Source organism: Micromonospora siamensis, from assembly GCF_900090305.1.
GTDB classification, from domain to species: Bacteria; Actinomycetota; Actinomycetes; order Mycobacteriales; family Micromonosporaceae; genus Micromonospora; species Micromonospora siamensis.
Window position 1 is genome coordinate 2,819,253 of the sequence record NZ_LT607751.1, and the last position, 18,810, is coordinate 2,838,062.

Annotated in this window: 8 protein-coding genes and 1 pseudogene; 6 read left to right on the plus strand and 3 right to left on the minus strand. The window is 68.9% G+C overall.

Annotated elements, in window-relative coordinates; translation table 11 throughout:
• Window positions 1-211 precede the first annotated feature (211 nt).
• On the minus strand, window positions 212-4,642 hold the full coding sequence (locus tag GA0074704_RS13010; protein ID WP_157743663.1) for an FG-GAP-like repeat-containing protein: 4,431 nt from the start codon (window positions 4,640-4,642) through the stop codon (window positions 212-214).
• A gap of 350 nt (window positions 4,643-4,992) precedes the next feature.
• Here GA0074704_RS13010 and GA0074704_RS13015 point away from each other — a divergent pair, with 350 nt between their 5' ends.
• The 3 genes from GA0074704_RS13015 to GA0074704_RS28780 all read left to right on the plus strand — a co-directional run bounded on the left by GA0074704_RS13015 (window position 4,993) and on the right by GA0074704_RS28780 (window position 12,378).
• Entirely contained in the window at window positions 4,993-11,457 is a 6,465-nt protein-coding gene (locus tag GA0074704_RS13015) for an RHS repeat-associated core domain-containing protein (protein WP_231926845.1), read from the plus strand.
• 92 nt (window positions 11,458-11,549) lie between these two features.
• A complete protein-coding gene (locus GA0074704_RS28775; RefSeq protein ID WP_157743664.1) occupies window positions 11,550-12,062 on the plus strand; it encodes a DUF6346 domain-containing protein in 513 nt (170 codons plus the stop codon).
• Window positions 12,055-12,378 (plus strand): hypothetical protein, encoded by a 324-nt coding sequence (locus tag GA0074704_RS28780; RefSeq protein WP_157743665.1) that lies wholly within the window; start codon window positions 12,055-12,057, stop codon window positions 12,376-12,378. The genes GA0074704_RS28775 and GA0074704_RS28780 overlap by 8 nt, the downstream gene beginning before the upstream one ends.
• 119 nt (window positions 12,379-12,497) lie before the next feature.
• Here GA0074704_RS28780 and glgB read toward each other — a convergent pair whose 3' ends face one another.
• Together glgB and GA0074704_RS13035 are read right to left on the minus strand one after the other, a co-directional pair.
• The gene (gene glgB, locus GA0074704_RS13030; RefSeq protein WP_088970753.1) at window positions 12,498-14,600 is read right to left on the minus strand and encodes a 1,4-alpha-glucan branching protein GlgB; all 2,103 of its coding nucleotides are present in this window, start codon (window positions 14,598-14,600) and stop codon (window positions 12,498-12,500) included.
• A gap of 275 nt (window positions 14,601-14,875) precedes the next feature.
• Window positions 14,876-16,942, minus strand: a pseudogene (locus tag GA0074704_RS13035) (maltotransferase domain-containing protein); the annotation flags it as partial.
• Window positions 16,943-17,059: 117 nt separating this feature from the next.
• Between GA0074704_RS13035 and GA0074704_RS13040 the strand changes: the two are divergent.
• The 3 genes from GA0074704_RS13040 to GA0074704_RS13050 are packed head-to-tail and all read left to right on the plus strand — an operon-like array spanning window position 17,060 to window position 18,766.
• Window positions 17,060-17,317 (plus strand): AbrB/MazE/SpoVT family DNA-binding domain-containing protein, encoded by a 258-nt coding sequence (locus GA0074704_RS13040; RefSeq protein WP_231926846.1) that lies wholly within the window; start codon window positions 17,060-17,062, stop codon window positions 17,315-17,317.
• On the plus strand, window positions 17,307-17,762 hold the full coding sequence (locus GA0074704_RS13045; protein WP_088970755.1) for a type II toxin-antitoxin system VapC family toxin: 456 nt from the start codon (window positions 17,307-17,309) through the stop codon (window positions 17,760-17,762). The genes GA0074704_RS13040 and GA0074704_RS13045 overlap by 11 nt, the downstream gene beginning before the upstream one ends.
• Before the next feature lie 59 nt (window positions 17,763-17,821).
• Window positions 17,822-18,766, plus strand: a complete 945-nt coding sequence (locus tag GA0074704_RS13050) for an inositol-3-phosphate synthase (RefSeq protein ID WP_088970756.1) — start codon at window positions 17,822-17,824, stop codon at window positions 18,764-18,766.
• The last annotated feature ends 44 nt before the right edge of the window (window positions 18,767-18,810 follow it).

Here is an 18,810-nt window from a genome sequence, read left to right on the forward strand (position 1 = left end):
CCTTGGACGTGTGCTTTCGGACATGGTGGGTTACCTCCCCCGTGTTGGTCGGACGCGCTCGCGTCCCTTGCGGTGGCGGCAGCGGGCGTCCCGTCGTCCCGGACAACCGCCGGAGTGCTGACGCGTCGCTGACGACTGGTGCGGGCCGACCCGGGACGGGGACCACCCAGGTGGTGGCCCCCGTCCGCGCGACGGTCGCGCCCGTGGGTAATCAGAGGATCAGATCGAAGTACGTCCAGTTGGCGCCGATGACGCTGTATCCGGACTTGAACCGCCCGATCCCGTTGCCCTCGTACAGGTAGAGATCCTTCGTGGTGGTGTGCCGGGCGATGACGTCGGTGTTGCCGTCCATGTTGAAGTCACCGACCGAGAAGATCCGGTCGACGTACGCCCAGTTGGATCCGACGATCGTCGAGCCGGAGGCGAAGCGGCCACTCCCGCTGCCGCGGTAGAGGTAGATGTCCTTGGTGGTGGCGTGCCGGGCCATCACGTCGGTCTTGCCGTCGCCGTCGAAGTCGCCCGGGGAGAAGATCGTGTCGAAGGCCGACCAGTTCGCCCCCACGATCGTGGAACCGGAGAGGAACGTTCCGGTGCCGCTGCCGCGGTAGAGGTAGATGTCCTTGGTGGTGGCGTGCCGGGCCATCACGTCGGCCTTCCCGTCGCCGTCGAAGTCGCCCGGGGAGAAGATCGTGTCGAAGGCCGACCAGTTGGCGCCGATGATCGTGTAACCGGAGATGAAGCCGCCTCGACCGTTGCCCCGGTACAGGTACAGGTCCTTGCTGGTCCCGTGCCGGGCGATCACGTCGGCCTTGCCGTCGCCGTCGAAGTCGCCGGGGGAGATGACGGTGTCGAAGGCGACCCAGTTCGCGCCGATGACGGACCAGCCGGACTGGAAGCGGCCGGCGCCGTCACCCGAGTAGAGCCAGAGGTCGTTGGTCGGCGTGTACCGCGCCATGACGTCCGGGTTTCCGTCGCCGGTGAAGTCGCGGCGCGGGCCCGCCGGCACCGCCTGTACCGGGCTGACCACCTGGTTCCAGGCCAGTACGTCGCTCAACTGGCCCGAGAACCAGCTGCCGTACCCGGCGGCGGACGTCTTGTGGGCGCCCATCCGGAACCCGCCGGTGGCGTTCCACGCGCTGGTGTGGACCCCGACGCCCTTGTTGAGCGCGCCGAGATAGAGGCCCAACCGGCCGTTGGCCTTCTCGTAGCTGACCGTCACCCGCGTCCAGGCACCCATCCGGGCGCTGTTCGCCCCGGCGGTGGCGGTGTCCCAGACCGGGCTGGTCACATCGCTCTGGGCCATGGCGACCCGCCAGCTGTTGTCCGAGGCGTCGACCCAGAGCCGGAAGCCGGCGGTGTTCACGCCGTCCTGCGACAGGATGGTGCCCCCGGGCGCGGTGGGCTTGACCCAGGCCGACACGGTGAAGTCCGCGTTCGTGTCGATGGCCCGGCCCGCGGTGCTGAGCTGACCGCTCGTGCCGTTCATCTTGACGCTCGGGTCGAACAGGTCACCGGTGTTCCAGGTGGCGGTGCCGCTCGCGTGCAGGCCACCGACGGCGTCCTCGGCGACGTCCGCGCCGGAGACCGCGCCGCTCTCGGCGTCGGCGAGCTGCCAGGCGTGGTTGGCCGTGATCAGGCCCTGGCCCGCTGCTCGGGTGATGGCGCCGACGCCGTTGGCCAGGCTGCCCACCGTCCAGGTGCTGACGGTGGCAGCCCCGTTGGCGTCGGTCCCGGTGGTCCAGAGGTCGGGGATGTCGTCGGCGTTCACGTCCGCCGCCCGGAGGCTGACGGTGGCCCCGGCCTGCCAGGTGGGCAGAGCGTACGGCGTGTAGCTGAGCTGGCCGGTGTCCGGGTTGAGCGTCAGGTCCTTCCACAGGTGCAGGGCGCCCGTGGTCCTGTTCCACAGGAACATCGCGGTGCCGCCGGTGAGCTGGGCGGTGGCGATGGTCCACTGGTTCCAGGCGAGATCGCCGGCCGGCGTCGGGGTGGCCAGCGAGCCGGAGTTCAGGTAGGCCCCGGGAACGCCGAAGCTCTGGTAGTAGGTCAGACGGTAGCCGTGGGTGGCGTCACCGCTGGTTCCGATGAGGTCGGCGCAGGACCCGCCGGTACGGCGGCTGTCCCCGGCGTTGGCCAGTTGCAGAGGACGGTTCTGGTCGCCGTCGAGGAGAAGATCGGCCATCACGTTGAACTGGGAGCGGCCCGGCTCGGGATTGATGACGCTGCCGTCACCGTTGCCCGCCAGCACGCTGCCGCCACCGGCGTAGGTGCCGTCGGGGTAGTAGACGAGGACGTCCTGGAGACCGGAGCAGGTGAAGCGGCCGGTGATCGCCTGCCCGCCGTTGAAGTCGGCCGGCGAGTTCTGACCGGTGAAGCCGTTGCCCCGTGCCCCGATGTTCGTACCCATCCGGTCGATGCCGGCGTTGCCCTTGCCGGAAGCGAGCCAGAGGCCGGCGGGAAGACCGTTGACGGCACCGACGGCGAGGGGGTCGGGAGCGCCGTCGCCGGTGAGGTCTCCGTCCGCCGCCGTCGCTGCCGGAGCGGCGTTGAAGGTCCTGCTCGCGCTGTCGCCGAAGTTGCCGCCGGCGGACAAGCTGGTCACGGTGAGCGTGTTGGTGAACCGGGTCGGCGAGACGGTGACGGTGGCGTTGCCGGCGCCGTCGGCGGGGACCTCGACCGGTGCGCCGGCGTTGAGCTGGTAGGTGTAGCCGCTCGGGACGGTGGGGCTGGTGCCCTTGGTGATGGTGAAGGTGGTGGGCTGCCCGATGGTGGCGCCGGCGGGGGCGTCGCTCACGGTCGGCGGTCCGGGTCGGGTGGGGTCGAAGGTGAAGGTGCAGGTGGCGGACCAGTCGCTGGGGGTACGGAAGTCGGTGGCCTGCACCGCCCAGGACAACGAGGTGAGGGCGCCGCCGGCCGCGGTGCGCAGCTTGTCGACGGGTACGACCAGCACGGCGGTGCTGCCGGAGGAGTAGGTGAGCAGGTTCGGGTCGGAGGAGGCGATGGCGGTCTGGGTGGCGTCGCTGGTCTTCCAGAGCTTGAAGCGGACGCCCAGGGTGCCGCCGTTGCGGTCGGAGACGGGGGCGTAGAGGGAGACGTTGCCGTCGCCGACGGTGGAACCGCCGGTGCAGGCGGTCTTGGGGGAGGTGGTCAGGCCGGTGGGTGTGTTGGGTTTGTGGTTGTAGCGGATGGTGAGGGTGGGGCTGGTTTCGAGGAATTCTTTCCAGCTCTGGGTGTCGGTGGCTTCGTTGGCGGCGACCATCCACAGGGTGCGGGTGCCGCGTTGGTTGGTGACGTCGGTCTTGATCTGGTTGGTGATGTCGAAGGACACCGCGTTGGCGTCGCAGCCGCTGTAGCCGTAGGCGAAGCTCTTCGAGGAGATCGCGGTGCCCTTGCTAACGCCCTCCCAGTAGTTCCAGGTGGCGTTCGACGACGTCAGGGTCGCGGACGGGCCGTAGATGTAGACGGTCTTGGCGGTGCAGGACCAGGAGCGGGTGTTGGTGATTTTGAAGATGGCGTCGTAGATCTCGGCGCCGGTGAGGGTGCCGTAGGGGACCGCAAAGTTGATCAGTGTGTTGGAGCGTTGGCTGCCGGCGTTGCCGACCTGCATCCGTCCGATCGGGTCGGGGGTGTCCTTCCAGTAGTTGGTCGACTGGTGCTGGTAGGAGATGCTGGCCCAGCCGGATTTCGATTCGCCGACCGGTGTCCAGGTGAAGGTGGGGTCGATGAAGACGGGGAACGTCGTCGCGGCGTCGGTGAGCAGGGACCGGTCCGGGGTCAGCCGCAGGCTGCCCTTGCCGAGCTTCACCCCGATCGGCGCGGTACGGGCCCGACGCCCCGGCGCCACGGTGGTGGAGAGCGCGCCGCGCGCTGCGGGCGCGTCTGCTGCTGCCGATGAGTCCCACATGTGTGGCGCGGGTGCGGTGATCACGGGACGCCCCGTGCGGTCACGGCCGGTGATGTTGCCGGTCGCGTCGGCGGCCAGCGTGACGCCCTCGGTCGTGGTGGCAAGGTCCAGGGCGGCCAGCTTCGGGTTCGCCGCGGCAGTGCGGTTCTTCACCACGAAGACGTGGGAGAAGCCGCCCTCGGCGGTGACCCGGACGGTCAGGTCGACCCCGGGCAGCACCTCCGGATAGGTCGCGGACTGCCCGTCGAGCACCGGCGCGGGCAACGCGACGGGCAGCGAGAGCGACATGGCCCGGTCACCGCTGGTCATCTCCGCCAACGGACCGGTGCCACCGCCGGAGAGCCGGATCCGGTTGGTGGTCACGGCGGCGGTGATGCCGCCGTCCGCGCCGCGTACCAGGGTCGGGTCGAGATTCTTCCACTGACCGTTCACCAGCGTCCGAGTCGGCACCGCCGACTGGTTCAGTACGACCGTTCCGTCCGGCTGGGCGGTCAGGGTGGAGGTGGACGTGCCGGCGGCCGTGGCCTCGACCGGCTTTCCGGTCCGCTTCGCCTCGGTCACCGCCCGGTCCACGCTGAGTGTGCCGGTGCTGGCCGCCGTTGCGGGCGGGGTGCTGGCGGCGGCCGTGGCGGGTGCGCCGGCCACGGTTCCGGTGAATGTGGTGATCAGCGTGGCGGCCAGCACGCTGGCGATAGCCGATCGCTGCCGCAGGGTGAGCTGCGGAGGGCTGCTTGTGGACATGACGATGTGCCTTCCCCGTGTGTCCGTCGGACGCGTGACGCGTCCGGTGGGCGGCCATAGTGAAGCAGCCGTTCAGGCCTTGGGGGAACGGGCGACATCGCGGTCGGCTGTCCAATTTGCATGGTGTGGCGGCAATAAGCGGCAGCTGTCGGCGACTATCGTGATGATTTCGTAACCTTCGATGACCGTCGACGTGAAAGATTGTTCGCACCACGGGGGTAGGTGCTCTATCACTCTGCGTGGCTGCCCTTTTTGTCCGTAGAGATGGGGTTCGGATGGTCGAGCACGGGGGTCCACAGGGATGGACTCGGTCCAGACATGCCGTCGCGGTGATCGCGGCGGCATCTCTGATGACGGGTCTGCTGACGAGCACTCCGGCGATGGCGAAGCCGAAAGATCAGGTGGCGAAGCCTCCGGCGGTGTCGCCGGGGCCTGCTGTCGACGGTGTGAAGCCGATACCGACGCGGTTCGTCACTCCGAAGGACGACGCCAAGTTCAACCACCGTCCGTCGCGGACGGTGTGGCCGAACGCGGTGTTGACGCAGCTGGAGCTAAGCTCGTCGGCGGCAGCGGCCGGTGCGCGGTCGGTGTCGAGCGAAAAGGCCCGGGCGGCCGGCGCCCCGGTGTGGGCGCAGCCGATCGCAGCGAAGGACGGGCGGTACGCGGGCCCGAAGAGCCTCAAAGTTCGTGTCATGGATCGCCGGTCCAGCGAGGCCGCCGGTGTCGATGGCGTCCTGGTCGGCGTCACCCCAGAGGCCTCCGCCGGCTCCGGGGCGGTACGTGTCGGGATCGACTACGGCGCGTTCGCCGAGGCGTACGGCGGTAACTACGGGGCACGCCTGCGACTGGTGCTGCTGCCCGCCTGCGCTCTGACCACGCCGCAGGTCGAGGAGTGCCGGACCGGCCAGCCACTCCCCTCGACGAACGACCCGGCGACGAAGACGGTGTCCGCCGAGGTGCAGCTGACGGGTGCCGGGGCGGAGGCGAGGTACTCCAGCAGCGCGACGTTGCTCGCCGTCACGGCGACCGCCGACGGCGGTGGAGCGAGTGGCACCTACTCCGCGACCGACCTGAAGCCCTCTGGTTCATGGGCGGCCGGTGGAAACACGGGATCCTTCAGCTATTCGTACCCGGTTGACGTGCCTCCCGCCGCCTCGGATCTGGTGCCGACGGTGGCGCTCTCCTACGACTCGGGCAGCGTCGACGGCCAGACCGCGTCCACGAATGCGCAGGCCTCCTGGGTTGGCGACGGCTGGTCGACGCCGAAGTCGTACGTCGAGCAGAGTTTCGCATCGTGTCAGGACGACCCGGGTGGCAGCCCGTCGCCGGTCAAGACGTACGACAACTGTTACGACGGCCCGATTCTGACGTTGTCGTTGAACGGCTCGTCGACGTCGTTGGTGTGGGACGCGACGAAGAAGGTGTGGGAGCCGGAGTCGGACAACGGCGAGGTTGTCACGCACGTGACGAACTCGGGCAACGGGTCGGGAACCTACAACACGGACTACTGGCGGGTGGCGCTGCGCGACGGCACCACCTACGAGTTCGGTCGTAATCGGCTGCCGGGTTGGGCGTCAGGTAAGGCCGAGACCAGGTCGGTGGACACGGTGCCGGTGTACTCGCCGCACTCGGGGGACCCGTGTTACAACTCGGCGGGGTTCTCGTCGTCGGTGTGCACGATGGCGTACCGGTGGAACCTGGACTACGTGTACGACACGCACGGCAACGCGATGTCGTACTACTACAAGCAGGACACCAACTTCTACGGCCGCAACATGGGCGCCACGGACGTGTCGTACGTGCGGGACAGTTATCTGTCGCGGATCGACTACGGGTTCACCGACGGGAACGCCTACGGCACGCCGCCGAACCGGGTGGTGTTCAACACCGGTGACCGGTGTGTGTCGGGGACGTGTCAGCCGTTGAACGCGGCGAACAAGGCGAACTGGCCGGATGTGCCGTTCGACCTGATCTGCGCCTCAGGGACGAACTGCGACGACTTCAACCCCTCGTTCTTCTCCACCGTGCGGCTGACGTCGATCGAGGCGCAGCAGTACAACACGGCCACCTCCCAGTACGAGAAGGTCGACTCGTACGCCCTGGCGCACACGATGCCGGCCACCGGGGACGGCACCTCGCCGACGCTGTGGCTGTCCTCCGTGACACGCACCGGCCACGACACGTCGGCCGGGGGATCAACCGCGCCGATCGCGCTGCCGTCGGTCTCGTTCACCGGTATCAAGCTGGCCAACCGGGTCGACACCACCGGCGGCCTGCCGAACTTCTACCGCCAGCGTATCGCCACCATCACCACCGAGACCGGCTCGGTCATCTCCCCGAGCTACGAGCTGCCCAACGCTTGCACGGCCCCGGTGACGACCGATCCGGCGACGAACACCAAGTCGTGCTACCCGGTGTTCTGGACCCCGGACGGCTACACCAGCCAGTACAAGGACTGGTTCAACAAGTGGGCGGTCACCCGGGTCACCTCCACCGACCCCACTGGCGGGGCGCCGGCGATGTCGACCAGCTACAAGTACCTGAATGGCGCGGCCTGGCACTTCGACGACAACGAGGTGGTCAAGGCCAAGTACCGCACCTACGGCCAGTTCCGCGGCTACGCCAAGGTCCAGACCTTCAACGGTGACGGCGTCAACGACCGCCGCACCCAGTCCGAGGTCACCTACTACCGCGGCATGTCGAAGAACAACAACACCACCGTCGTGAACGTGACCGACTCCGCCGGCGGCGTGCATGAAGACGTCAACGAACTCGCCGGCAAGGAACTGGAGACCACTCAGTACCTGGGCGAGGGTGGCCGGGTCGACTCCTCGACCATCACCTCCTACTGGGTCTCGGGGGCAACGGCCACTCGCAGCCGCACCGGCCTGGCGGCATTGACCTCACAGTGGGTGGCGCCGGCCAAGACGTACACCCGACAGTCCGTAACTAGCAGCGGCACCACGACCTGGCGGTACACGGCAACGGAGAACAGCTACGACGCCACCACCACCAGCGCCACCTTCGGCCTGCTGAAGAACACCTACACCTACACCGTCCCGACCAATGCCGCGTACGACCAGTGCACCACCTACACGTACGCACCGGTCAACACCGGCAAGAATTTGGTGGGCCTGGTCAGCCAGACCGAGACCGTGTCGGTCGCCTGTGGTGGCTTCACCCAGGGCACCCCGGCGTCCGTGCCGGGCAGCCTCAACACCCTCACCGCCCCCGGCACGGTGAACCGGCCGGCGCAGGTCGTGAAGGCCGAGCGGAACTACTACGACGACATCACCTTCGCCACCACCTTCCCCCAGACGGCCGCGCCCACCAAGGGCGACGTCACCATGCAGCGAACTGCCAAGGACTACACCTCGGGTGCCTATGTCTGGCAGACCGCGGAAAGAACCACTTACGACATCTACGGTCGTGCCGCTGACGAGTACGACGACGCCGGCACCAAGACCACGACCAGCTACACGATGAACAGCGTCGGCCTGCCCACTGGCACCTCGACCGTCAATCCGCTGAACCAGACGGAGTCGAAGACGATCAACCCGAGGCGCGGAAGCAACCTGAGCTCGACCGATGAGAACGGAGTGGTGACGCGAGAGCAGTACGACGCCCTGGGACGGCTGACGGCTGTGTGGCTGAATTCGCGAGCGACCAGCAGTCCCGCCAACAACACCTTCGCGTACACTGTCTCGAAGACCGGTGTCACGGCGGTCACGTCCCAGAGGCTCAACAACTCGAACGGCTACCAGAAATCGGTCATCCTGTACGACGCGCTGTTGCGAGCGCGTCAGACACAGGGCGTGACGCCGCAGGGCGGCCGGACGATCAGTGACACGTTCTACGACACCCGGGGCTGGACGCGCGCAACCTACAACGGCTGGTGGGACGACACCACAACGCCGACGGTGAGCACCCCGGTATCGGCGGCGGACCTGGGCAAGCAGGTGCCGAACCAGACGTTCACCACCTACGACGGCCTCGGGCGAGCGGTGATCGTCGAGGCTGCGAAGAACGGTGTCACGATCTCCACAACCAGGACCGTCCACGGCGGCGATCGCACCACTGTCGTCCCGCCCACCGGCGGAGTTGTCTCGGCGACGGTCACGGACGCGCTGGGTCGGAAAAGTGAGCTACAGGAATACAGCACACGGCCGACCGTCACCATGCCCACCGACACGTTCACTGGTACCTTCACGGTCACCGGCGGCACTACAGTAGCCAGTAAGTACGGCTACGACGGGCACGGTAACCAGTCCAGCCTGACCGACGCCAAGGGCAACATCTGGACCTCCACCTACAACCTGCTCGGGCAGGTGGTGGCGAAGTCCGACCCGGACGCCGGGAACAGCTCGATGGTGTACGACGCCGGCGGCAACCTGGTGCAGACAACCGACGGCCGGGGAAAGACGCTGTCCTACACCTACGACGCGCTCGACCGGAAGATCGGCGAGTACGCGTCGACGGTAGCCAGCCAGTCGGCGGCGAACCAGCGGGCCGCATGGATCTACGACAACAGCAACGCCGTAGCGGGGGTCACCAACGCCATCGGTGAATTGACCACGACGATCACCTACCGCGGTGGCCAGGCCTACACCACGCAGCAGAAGGCGTTCGACGTCTTCGGCAACTCGTTGGGTGTCACGGTGACCATCCCTGACACCGAAGGTGCCCTGGGCGGCCAGTACGTGTTCGGGCACACCTACACCTCGGTGCTCGGTCTGCCGTTGACCGACACGTATCCGGCCAAGGGCAGCCTGCCGTCGGAGACCGTGCTGCACGGCTACTCCGGAGTCTTGGACCTGCCCACGACCCTTGCGGGGACGAACGCCTATACCAGTGGCGTGACCTATGACGCCTGGGGGCGGGTGAACCAGCAGACGCTGGGCAGCACCACCAGCGCCGCCTACGTCACCAACACCTACGATGCCCACACCGGGAGGTTGGCCAGCCAGCTGATCACCCGCTCCACCGCGACCCCGCAGACGGTGGACGAGCAGCAGTACCAGTACGATCTCGTTGGCAACATCACCCGTAAGGTCAGCAAGCGGTACGGGGCCACCACCCCCGCCGAGACCCAGTGCTACGGCTACGACGGCCTCGCCCGACTGACCGAAGCGTGGACCGCCACCGACAGCTGCGCCACCACCCCCACCGACACCAACAAGAGCATGGTGGGCAACAGCATCGGTGGCAGCGCGTACTGGACCAGCTGGAGCATCGACCTACTCGGCAACCGCACCCAGCAAACCGAACACGGCCTCGGCGGCGCCGGTAACACCACGACGACCTACACCTATGACGGCAACGGCCAGAACAAGCCCCACACCCTGACCTCCACCACCAAGGCAGGAGCCGCCACCGGCACCACCGCCTACACCTACGACGCCGCCGGCAACACCGCAACGCGCAACGCCGCCCAGGGCAACCAAACCCTCACCTGGGACGACGCCGGCGACCTCGTCACGGTCAGCGGGGGCACCAGCGGCAACAACGACTTCATCTATGACGCCGACGGCAACCTGCTGCTCCAGAAAGAGCCCGGCAAGGCCACCTTGTACCTGCCCGGACAGCAGCTGACCCTGAACACGGCCACCGGCATCATCGACGGGGATCGCTATTACGCGCTACCTGGCGGGGGCAACTGCATTCGCTCGGGCAGCGGTACGGCGTACACCTTCGCTGTGACCGACCACCAGGGAACGCCGTCGCTATACCTCGACAGCACCGCCCAGAACCCCACCTGGCGGCAGTACACCCCCTATGGGGGCCCCCGTGGCGCCACCGTCACCGTGCCCGACAATCGAGGCTTCCTGAACAAGCCGATGAGTCCTACCGGACTCACCGTCATCGGCGCCCGTGAGTACGATCCGACTATCGGGCGGTTCGTATCGGTGGACCCGATGCAGGACGCCGGCGATCCTCAACAGTGGAACGGCTACGCCTACGCCGATAACACCCCGGTGACGTCCAGCGATCCCACCGGCATGATCCCGGAGGACTGCCGACACTTCGACTGCTACGGCTACAGCCCGACCAAGGGTTGCCCCGGCGGCTGCGGCTCGACGGATAACGTGAAATGGGGCAAGAAGCATCACAAGTCGAGCACCAAGCCGAAGCCCCACGGCAAGTATGTGCCGCCGCCGCGACCGGCCCCCAAGCCCAAGATCAAGCCCAAGAGCAAGTGCGGCGCCTTCTCCTGGGTCTGCAAGCAGGCCTCCCGCGCCGGTGACTGGATGAAGGATCACCCGGACATCACCGGGGCCGTGGCAGGGCTCGTCGTCGGCGTGGGATGCACGGCCTTCACGCTCGGAGCAGGCGCTCTCGCATGTGGCGCTCTCGGTGGTGCGGTGGGCAGCGGTCTCACCTCAGCGCTGGAAGGAAACAGCATCGGTGAGGTGGCATTCGACACCACCGTGGGTGCCCTGTTCGGTGTAGCCGGGGGAGTCGCAGGAAATACCGGCGGTGCCTTCGTCGGACAAACCTTCAAGGCTCTGGGAAAGAAGGCCGTCGGTGAAGCGCTCCAAACAGGGGGCAAGGCAGCCGGCAGCACCTTCAAGAGCCTCTTCAACAGCGAGGCGCGTGAGGTCATGACCCGCAGCGGTATGAAGGGATTGGCGAAGACCCACAAGGTGCTGCTCGGTAATAGGCTCGGTCGAGGGGTGTATGGAAAGGTGCTCAAGGAGGGTGCGCCCAACATGGCCGGTGGTTTCGTGGTCAACGGGTTCATACCAGGCAGCCCGAGTGACATCGGAAAGTGGAACCCCTTCAACGCCGTACAGGGTGCTCTGACCGGCTTCTAGGGGAGAGAGTTCTTTTGTCTCATTCTGCTCGCGGCGCGGGAGACAGTGGGCGGAGCTATCTCCGCTCACTGCTCTCCTGCGCCGCCTGGTCAGTGCTGATCGCTGCCGTCACGGGGATCCTGGGCCTGGGGCTGACGACCGTGATGAGTGCATACCCGGGGGAGACGACGCCGGCCTGGTCATCTCCGGAGTCCGTTCGCGCGGACGTGCTTCGATGTGCACGGATCGGCCCGGTGAGTTCATCCGGATTCGGCTACTGGTGGCGGTGCCAGGTGATGGTGATGGGGCCGGAAGGATCCACGAGGAAAGTCACCCTCAGCGGTTCCGTGGTAACCCAGGCCGACATGGGGCGGTCGATCAGGCTCGTGGAAAGGTGCACCGGCCGAGACAGCCGCGAGTGTGTGTACACACGTCCGGGTAGCGAGGTGGTTGCGGCGGCGTTTCGTCTCCTCCACATCGTGCGGTTCACCGTCGTCGCCGTCGGGCTTGTCACCATCGTTCTGCTGCTGGTCCGGGGTGTGCTCGGCCAGCGACTGTACAGTCGGCTCGTCCCGTCCGGCCGAGAGTCGGCTTCGCAGGGAGGAAGTAGTAAGAGTGATGAATGAATCCCAGGTCCGTTCCGGCGAAACCGGGCTGAAGATCCGGTTCTCCTACCCGGCCGGTCCGTTCGCGGACGTCTACCGATCCACCCGTCCCGGAGTTGGCCTGAACGGGTCCCCTCCTGTGCTGTCGAACTGGGGGGAACAGTGGTTCCCCGTTCCTGCCGGCTCCTGGGCCGTCAAGGTTACGGTGGCCTTCGGCGGCCAGGATGGCTTCGGCGTCGCCGAGTGTGTGGTGTCGGTGGGCGAAGGGGCTGTCGTCGATCTGGAGTACCGCGCCCCGACTGTCCTCGGATTGAGCGGTACCCTTCGTCGCCGCTGACCCGCGGGGCCTGTCCCGCAGCCCGGCTGGTCACGCCGGCAGCGGCGGTAGCGATCGCTGTCCCGGCGCGGCGCACCCCCGGAGTCGGCGCTCAGGCGAGTCGGATCCCAGCGCCGCACCTATTTCCTGAGCAGCCAGAGCACACCCAGCGGCGGCACCCGCAGCGCCACGGACGCCGGCATCCCGTGCCACGGCACGTCCTGCGCGTGCACCGCGCCCAGGTTTCCCACCCCCGACCCGCCGTAGTGCTGCGCGTCGGTGTTGAGCACCTCGCTCCACGTCCCGCCCGCCGGCAGCCCGACCCGGTAGTCCTCCAACGGCGTCGCGGAGAAGTTCGCCACGCAGACCAGGGTGCCGCCGTCCGGAGCGATCCGGATGAACGAGACGCTGTTGTTGGCGACGTCGTCCCCCGCGATCCACCGGAAGCCGGCCGGCTCGGTGTCCTGCGCCCAGAGCGCCGGGACCTCCCGGTACGCGCGGTTCATGTCCGCGACCAGGCGCTGCACGCCGGACCGGGCCGGGTCGTGCAGGAGGTACCAGTCCAGGCCGCGCTGCTCGCTCCACTCCCGGTCGTCGGCCAGCTCGCAACCCATGAAGAGCAACTGCTTGCCGGGGTGCGCCCACATGTACGCCAGCAGCGCGCGTACGTTGGCCAGCCGCTGCCAGGTGTCGCCGGGCATCTTGCCGGCCAGCGACCCCTTGCCGTGCACCACCTCGTCGTGGCTGATCGGCAGCACGTAGTTCTCGCTCCAGGCATACGCCAGGGAGAAGGTGAGCTGGTGGTGATGGTGCTGGCGGTAGATCGGGTCCTTCGAGGTGTAGAGCAGGGTGTCGTGCATCCAGCCCATGTTCCACTTGAACCCGAAGCCGAGCCCGCCGTCGGCGGTGGGCCGGGTGACCCCCGGCCAGGCGGTCGACTCCTCGGCGATCATCAGCACACCCGGGTGGTTCTTGTAGACGGTGGCGTTGGTCTCCTGGAGGAAGGCGATCGCCTCCAGGTTCTCCCGGCCGCCGTACTGGTTGGGCAGCCACTGCCCCTCCTGGCGGGAGTAGTCCAGGTAGAGCATCGAGGCGACCGCGTCGACCCGCAGCCCGTCGACGTGGAACTCGTCGAGCCAGTAGAGCGCGTTGGCGACCAGGAAGTTGCGGACCTCGCGGCGGCCGAAGTCGAAGACGTACGTGCCCCAGTCGGGGTGCTCGCCGCGGCGCGGGTCGGGGTGCTCGTAGAGCGCGGTGCCGTCGAAGCGCGCCAGCGCCCACTCGTCCTTGGGGAAGTGCGCGGGCACCCAGTCGAGGATGACCCCGATCCCGGCGCCGTGCAGCCGGTCGACGAGATGGCGGAAGTCGTCCGGGTCGCCGAAGCGGGACGTCGGGGCGTAGTAGCCGGTCACCTGGTAGCCCCAGGAACCGCCGAACGGATGTTCCATGACCGGCAGGAACTCCACGTGGGTGAAGCCCAGCTCGGTGACGTACTCCGTCAGCTGGTCGGCCAGCTCCCGGTAGCTCAGGCCGGGCCGCCAGGAGCCCAGGTGCACCTCGTAGACGCTCATCGGCTCCTGGTGCGGCTGCCGCTTCGCGCGCCGGGCCAGCCAGTCGTCGTCGGACCACTCGTACGTCGAGTGGTGCACCACGGAGGCGGTGGCCGGCGCGGTCTCGGCGTACCCGGCCATCGGGTCGGCCTTGTCCCGCCACCGCCCGTCGGCGCCGAGGATGCGGTATTTGTAGCGGGCGCCGACGTGCGCGCCGGGCACGAAGACCTCCCAGACGCCGCTGGAACCCAGCGTCCGCATCGGCCAACCGTCGTCCGGGCCCCAGCCGGTGAAGTCGCCGACCACCCGGACCGCGCGGGCGTTGGGCGCCCAGACGGCGAACGCCACCCCCTCGTCGAAGACCCGCGCGCCGAGCGCCTCCCAGAGCCGCTCGTGCCGACCCTCGCCGATCAGGTGCAGGTCCAGCTCGCCCAGCGTCGGCGGGTAGCGGTACGGGTCGTCCCGGACCGCGCCGTCCACCTCGACCCGGTAGTCGAGCACCTCGCCCGGCACGGTGACCTCGAAGACCCCGGCGTCGTGCGCCCGCTTCATCGGGTGCCGTTCGCCGTCGAGGAGCAGCGTGACCTCACCGGCGCCCCGACGCAGGGTGCGGATGGTCGTCCGCCCGTCGGCCGGGTGCGCGCCGAGCAGGGCGTGCGGGTCGTGCGACTCGCCGGCGATCAGCTGGTCCATCGGGTGTCCTTCGGGGCGTTCGTGGGCTGGGCGGCGCCGCGCTTGCGGCCCTTGCCGCCCTTGCCGCGGCGGGGCCGCGGAACGGCGGCGGCCTGGGCGGCCGTCGGCGCGCCGGGACCGGCCGCCGGTGGGCCGGAGTCGGCCGGAGCGCCGGGGCCGGCCACCGAAGAGTCCCGGTCGGCCTGCGCGTCGGGAGCGGCCCGGGGGCCGTCGGGGGCGCGGCTGGCCGGACCGGGGGCGGGGCCGTGGCCGGTCCCGCCGGCCCGCGGCGGGCCGTCGACCGGTCCGGTCGGCGCGGTGCCACCGGACAGGTCGTCCGGTACGTCCTCGATGGTCAACTCGGCCGGCGCGGTCGCCGCCACGGGCTCCGCCGGCACGGCCGGCCGCCGGACCGTCAGCACGTGCGCCGGTTGCAGGTACGGGTCCAACCGGACCGCGTTGCGCTGCCCCCAGTCGTAGCTGGCGCCGGTCAGCTCGTCGTGCACGGTGAACCGCTCGTGCCAGTCGAAGCCCAGCGCCGGCATGTCCAACGTCGTGTTGCCCCACTGCACCGTCTGCGGGTCGAAGGAGCAGACCACGATGACCGTGTTGCCGGTCTCCGGGTCGTGCTTGGACCAGCAGAGCAACGCCGGGTTGTCGATGTCGTGGAAGCGCAGGTTGCGCAGCCGGTGCAGGGCCGGGTTCTCCTGGCGTACCCGGTTGAGGGTGGTGATGAACGGCGCCAGCGACCGGCCGTGCGTCTCGGCCGCGGCCCAGTCCCGGGGGCGCAGCTCGTACTTCTCGTTGTCCAGGTATTCCTCGGCGCCGGGGCGGGCGACGTGCTCGAAGAGCTCGAAGCCGGCGTACATGCCCCACGAGGGGGAGAGCAGCGCGGCCAACACCGCCCTGATCTTGAACATCGGCGGGCCGCCGTGCTGCAACGACTCGTGCAGGATGTCCGGCGTGTTGGGCCAGAAGTTGGGCCGCATGTAGTCGGCCGCGGCGACCAGCTCCTCGCAGTACGCCCGCATCTCCGCCGCGCTCGTGCGCCAGGTGAAGTACGTGTACGACTGGGTGAAGCCGACCTTGCCCAGCCCGTGCATGATCGCCGGCCGGGTGAACGCCTCGGCCAGGAAGAGCACGTCCGGGTCGACCTTCTTGACCTCGGCGATCAGCCAGTGCCAGAAGTCGAACGGCTTGGTGTGCGGGTTGTCCACCCGGAAGATCCGGATGCCCTCGCCCACCCAGTGCAGCACCACCCGCAGCACCTCCGCGCGGATGCCCTCCGGGTCGTTGTCGAAGTTCAGCGGGTAGATGTCCTGGTACTTCTTCGGCGGGTTCTCCGCGTACGCGATGCTGCCGTCGGCCCGGGTGGTGAACCACTCCGGATGCTCGGTCACCCACGGGTGGTCGGGGGCGCACTGCAACGCCAGGTCCATCGCCACCTCCAGGCCCTCCTCTGCCGCGGCGGCGACGAACGCGCGGAAGTCCGCCGGCGTACCCAGGTCGGGGTGGATGGCGTCGTGGCCGCCCTCGGCCGCGCCGATCGCCCACGGCGAGCCCACGTCGTCCGGCCCGGCGGTGAGCGCGTTGTTCGGGCCCTTGCGGTTGACCCGGCCGATCGGGTGGATCGGCGGCAGGTAGAGCACGTCGAAGCCCATCGCGGCGACGCCCGGCAGGCGCTCGGTGGCGGTGGCGAAGGTGCCGGACCGGGCGGGGGAGTCGACGGTGGCCGCGACGGCGCCCTCGGAGCGGGGGAAGAACTCGTACCAGGCGGAGAAGAGCGCCCGGGGGCGGTCCACCCAGAGCCGGTGCTCCACGCCGGTGGTGACCAGTTCGCGCACCGGATGGTCCCAGATCAGCTCGGCCAGCTCCAGCGCCGGGGCGACCCGGCGGGGCAGGTCGAGCGCGGTGTCCTCAAGCGCCGCGACGGCGGCCCGGACCCGCTCGACGTCCGCCGCCGGCACCAGGTCCAGCGCGGCGGTGAGCACGCGTACGCCCTCGGCCAGGTCGTTGGCCAGGTCGGCCGGCCCCTGCCCGGCGGCGATCTTCTTGGTCACCGCGTTCTGCCAGGTGAGGTAGGGGTCCTGGAACGCCTCGACGGTGAACACCCAGTCGCCGACCGCGTCGGGTCGGATGGTGGCGTGCCAGGTGTCCTGGCCCGGCTCACCGGCCCGCATCCGGGTGAAGGGGCGCGCCGCGCCGTCCGGGCCGCGCCACACCACGTTGCAGCCGAGCGCGTCGTGTCCCTCCCGGTAGGCGCGCGCCGACACGGGCACCACCTCGCCGACCACCGCCTTGGCCGGGTATCGACCGCAGGCGACGGAGGGGGAGACGTCTTCGATCGGGAACCGTCCGCTCACCCCGCCAACCTACTGTGCGAGATCCCTTCGTGCGCGGCCAAGCACCCCAGGCGCCGCTCGGGCGCGAGGAAACTGACCTGCACCGTGACGGGACGTGTCACGTATCGTTGGTATTACGTGACGGAAGGCCAGGGCATGCGGTTGAACAGCAAGGGCCAGGTGACGATCCCGGCAGCGTTGCGGGCCCGGTACAACCTGCACGAGGGCGACGAGGTCGACGTCGTCGAGGAGGGCGGCGCCCTCCGCATCGTCCGGTTGTCCGGCGGCGACACCCGGGGGCAGCGCCTCGTGCGCCACATGCGGGGCCGGGGCACCGCCAAGGAGACGCAGCACATGTCCACCGAAGAGTTGATGGAGCTGCTGCGTGGCGAGTGACCGGCTCTGTGCGGTGGCGCCGCGTCCAGTGGATGCGGCGACGACCCTGGTCGACACGAATGTGCTGCTGGACGTCCTCACCGACGACCCCAAGTGGGGGGAGTGGTCCGGCAGCGCGCTCGCCGAGGCCCGGGATGCCGGCAGCCTCGTGATCAACCCGATCGTGTACGCCGAGGTGTCGGTCCGCTTCACCCGGGTCGAAGAACTGGACGAGGCGTTGCCGGCCGGGGACTTCCTGCGCGAGGAGCTTCCCTACCCAGCGGGTTTCCTGGCCGGCAAGGCGTATGCCCGGTACCGCAGGTTGGGCGGGGTGAAGCGGTCACCTTTGGCCGACTTCTACATCGGCGCTCACGCAGCGGTGTGCCGCTACCACCTACTGACCCGTGACGGCACGCGGTACCGCACCTACTTCCCGAACCTGTCGCTGGTCACGCCGGACGCCTGACCGCGGACGGACGGTTTCGCGGGCACCCGCGACCGGTCGTCCTGCCGTACCGTCGCTCGATGATCGAAAGAGTGAGAGTGGCGGTCGTGGGCGTCGGCAACAACACCTCGGCGCTCGTGCAGGGAATCGCCCGCCACCGGCGGACCGGCGACCCGGCCGGTCTCCGCCGGCCGGTGATCGACGGGCTCGGGGTGGGTGACGTCGACATCGTGGCGGCGTTCGCCACTTCGGCCGAGAAGGTGGGTCGGGACCTCACCGAGGCCATTTTCCTGCCGCCGAACAACTTTCCCTGCCTCGACGGCCCCATACCGTCGGTGGGAGTCCCGGTGACCAGGGGGCTCGTCGACGCGTCCGGGGTGGAGCGGGTGGCTGCGGCCCTGGCCGGGGCCGAGGTTCTGCTCTACTCGGCGCCGAGCGGCCGGCCGGAGACCGCCCGAGCGTACGCCGAGGCCGCCCTGGCGGCCCGGGTCGCGTTCGTGAACACCACGTCGGACCCGGTGGCCCGCGACACCGCGCTGCTGGACAGGTTCACCGCAGCCGGTCTGCCGCTGCTCGGCGACGACCTGGCCAGCCAGTTCGGCACGTCGGTGCTGCACGACGCCCTGCTGCGGCTGCTCGCCGAGCGGGGGCTCGACCTGGTCAGTTCCTACCAGGTCAACCTGGGCGGCACCGAGGACTTCCGCAACCTGGTCGAGCGGCCCAACACCAAGCACCAGTCCAAGCTCAACGCCCTGTCGGCCGCCGACAAGGTGCAGATCGCGCCTCTCGGTTATCTGTCGCAGCTCGGATCGCAGAAGGTGGCCCACCTCAACATCGAGGCGCAGGGCTGGGCCGGGACGGCCGTGAGCCTCGACGTCAAGCTCAAGGTGCACGACCCGAGCGGTGCCGCAGGGGTCAACATCGACCTGGTCCGCCTGGCGGCGAGCGCGTTACGGGACGGGCGCGGCGGGCACTGCGCAGAAGCGACGCCACTGTTCAAGTCCCCGCCGGGAACGCCGGTCTGAAACCCGCCCGTGGGGACGGCCGAGGTCGGCCGTCCCCAGCGTGG

Excerpts from the sequence above, each read along its gene's own strand:
- GA0074704_RS13010 (WP_157743663.1), bottom strand. The coding sequence starts at position 4,642 with ATGTCCACAAGCAGCCCTCCGCAGCTCACCCTGCGGCAGCGATCGGCT.
- GA0074704_RS13015 (WP_231926845.1), top strand. The coding sequence starts at position 4,993 with ATGACGGGTCTGCTGACGAGCACTCCGGCGATGGCGAAGCCGAAAGAT.
- glgB (WP_088970753.1), bottom strand. The coding sequence starts at position 14,600 with ATGGACCAGCTGATCGCCGGCGAGTCGCACGACCCGCACGCCCTGCTC.
- GA0074704_RS28780 (WP_157743665.1), top strand. The coding sequence starts at position 12,055 with ATGAATGAATCCCAGGTCCGTTCCGGCGAAACCGGGCTGAAGATCCGG.
- GA0074704_RS13050 (WP_088970756.1), top strand. The coding sequence starts at position 17,822 with ATGATCGAAAGAGTGAGAGTGGCGGTCGTGGGCGTCGGCAACAACACC.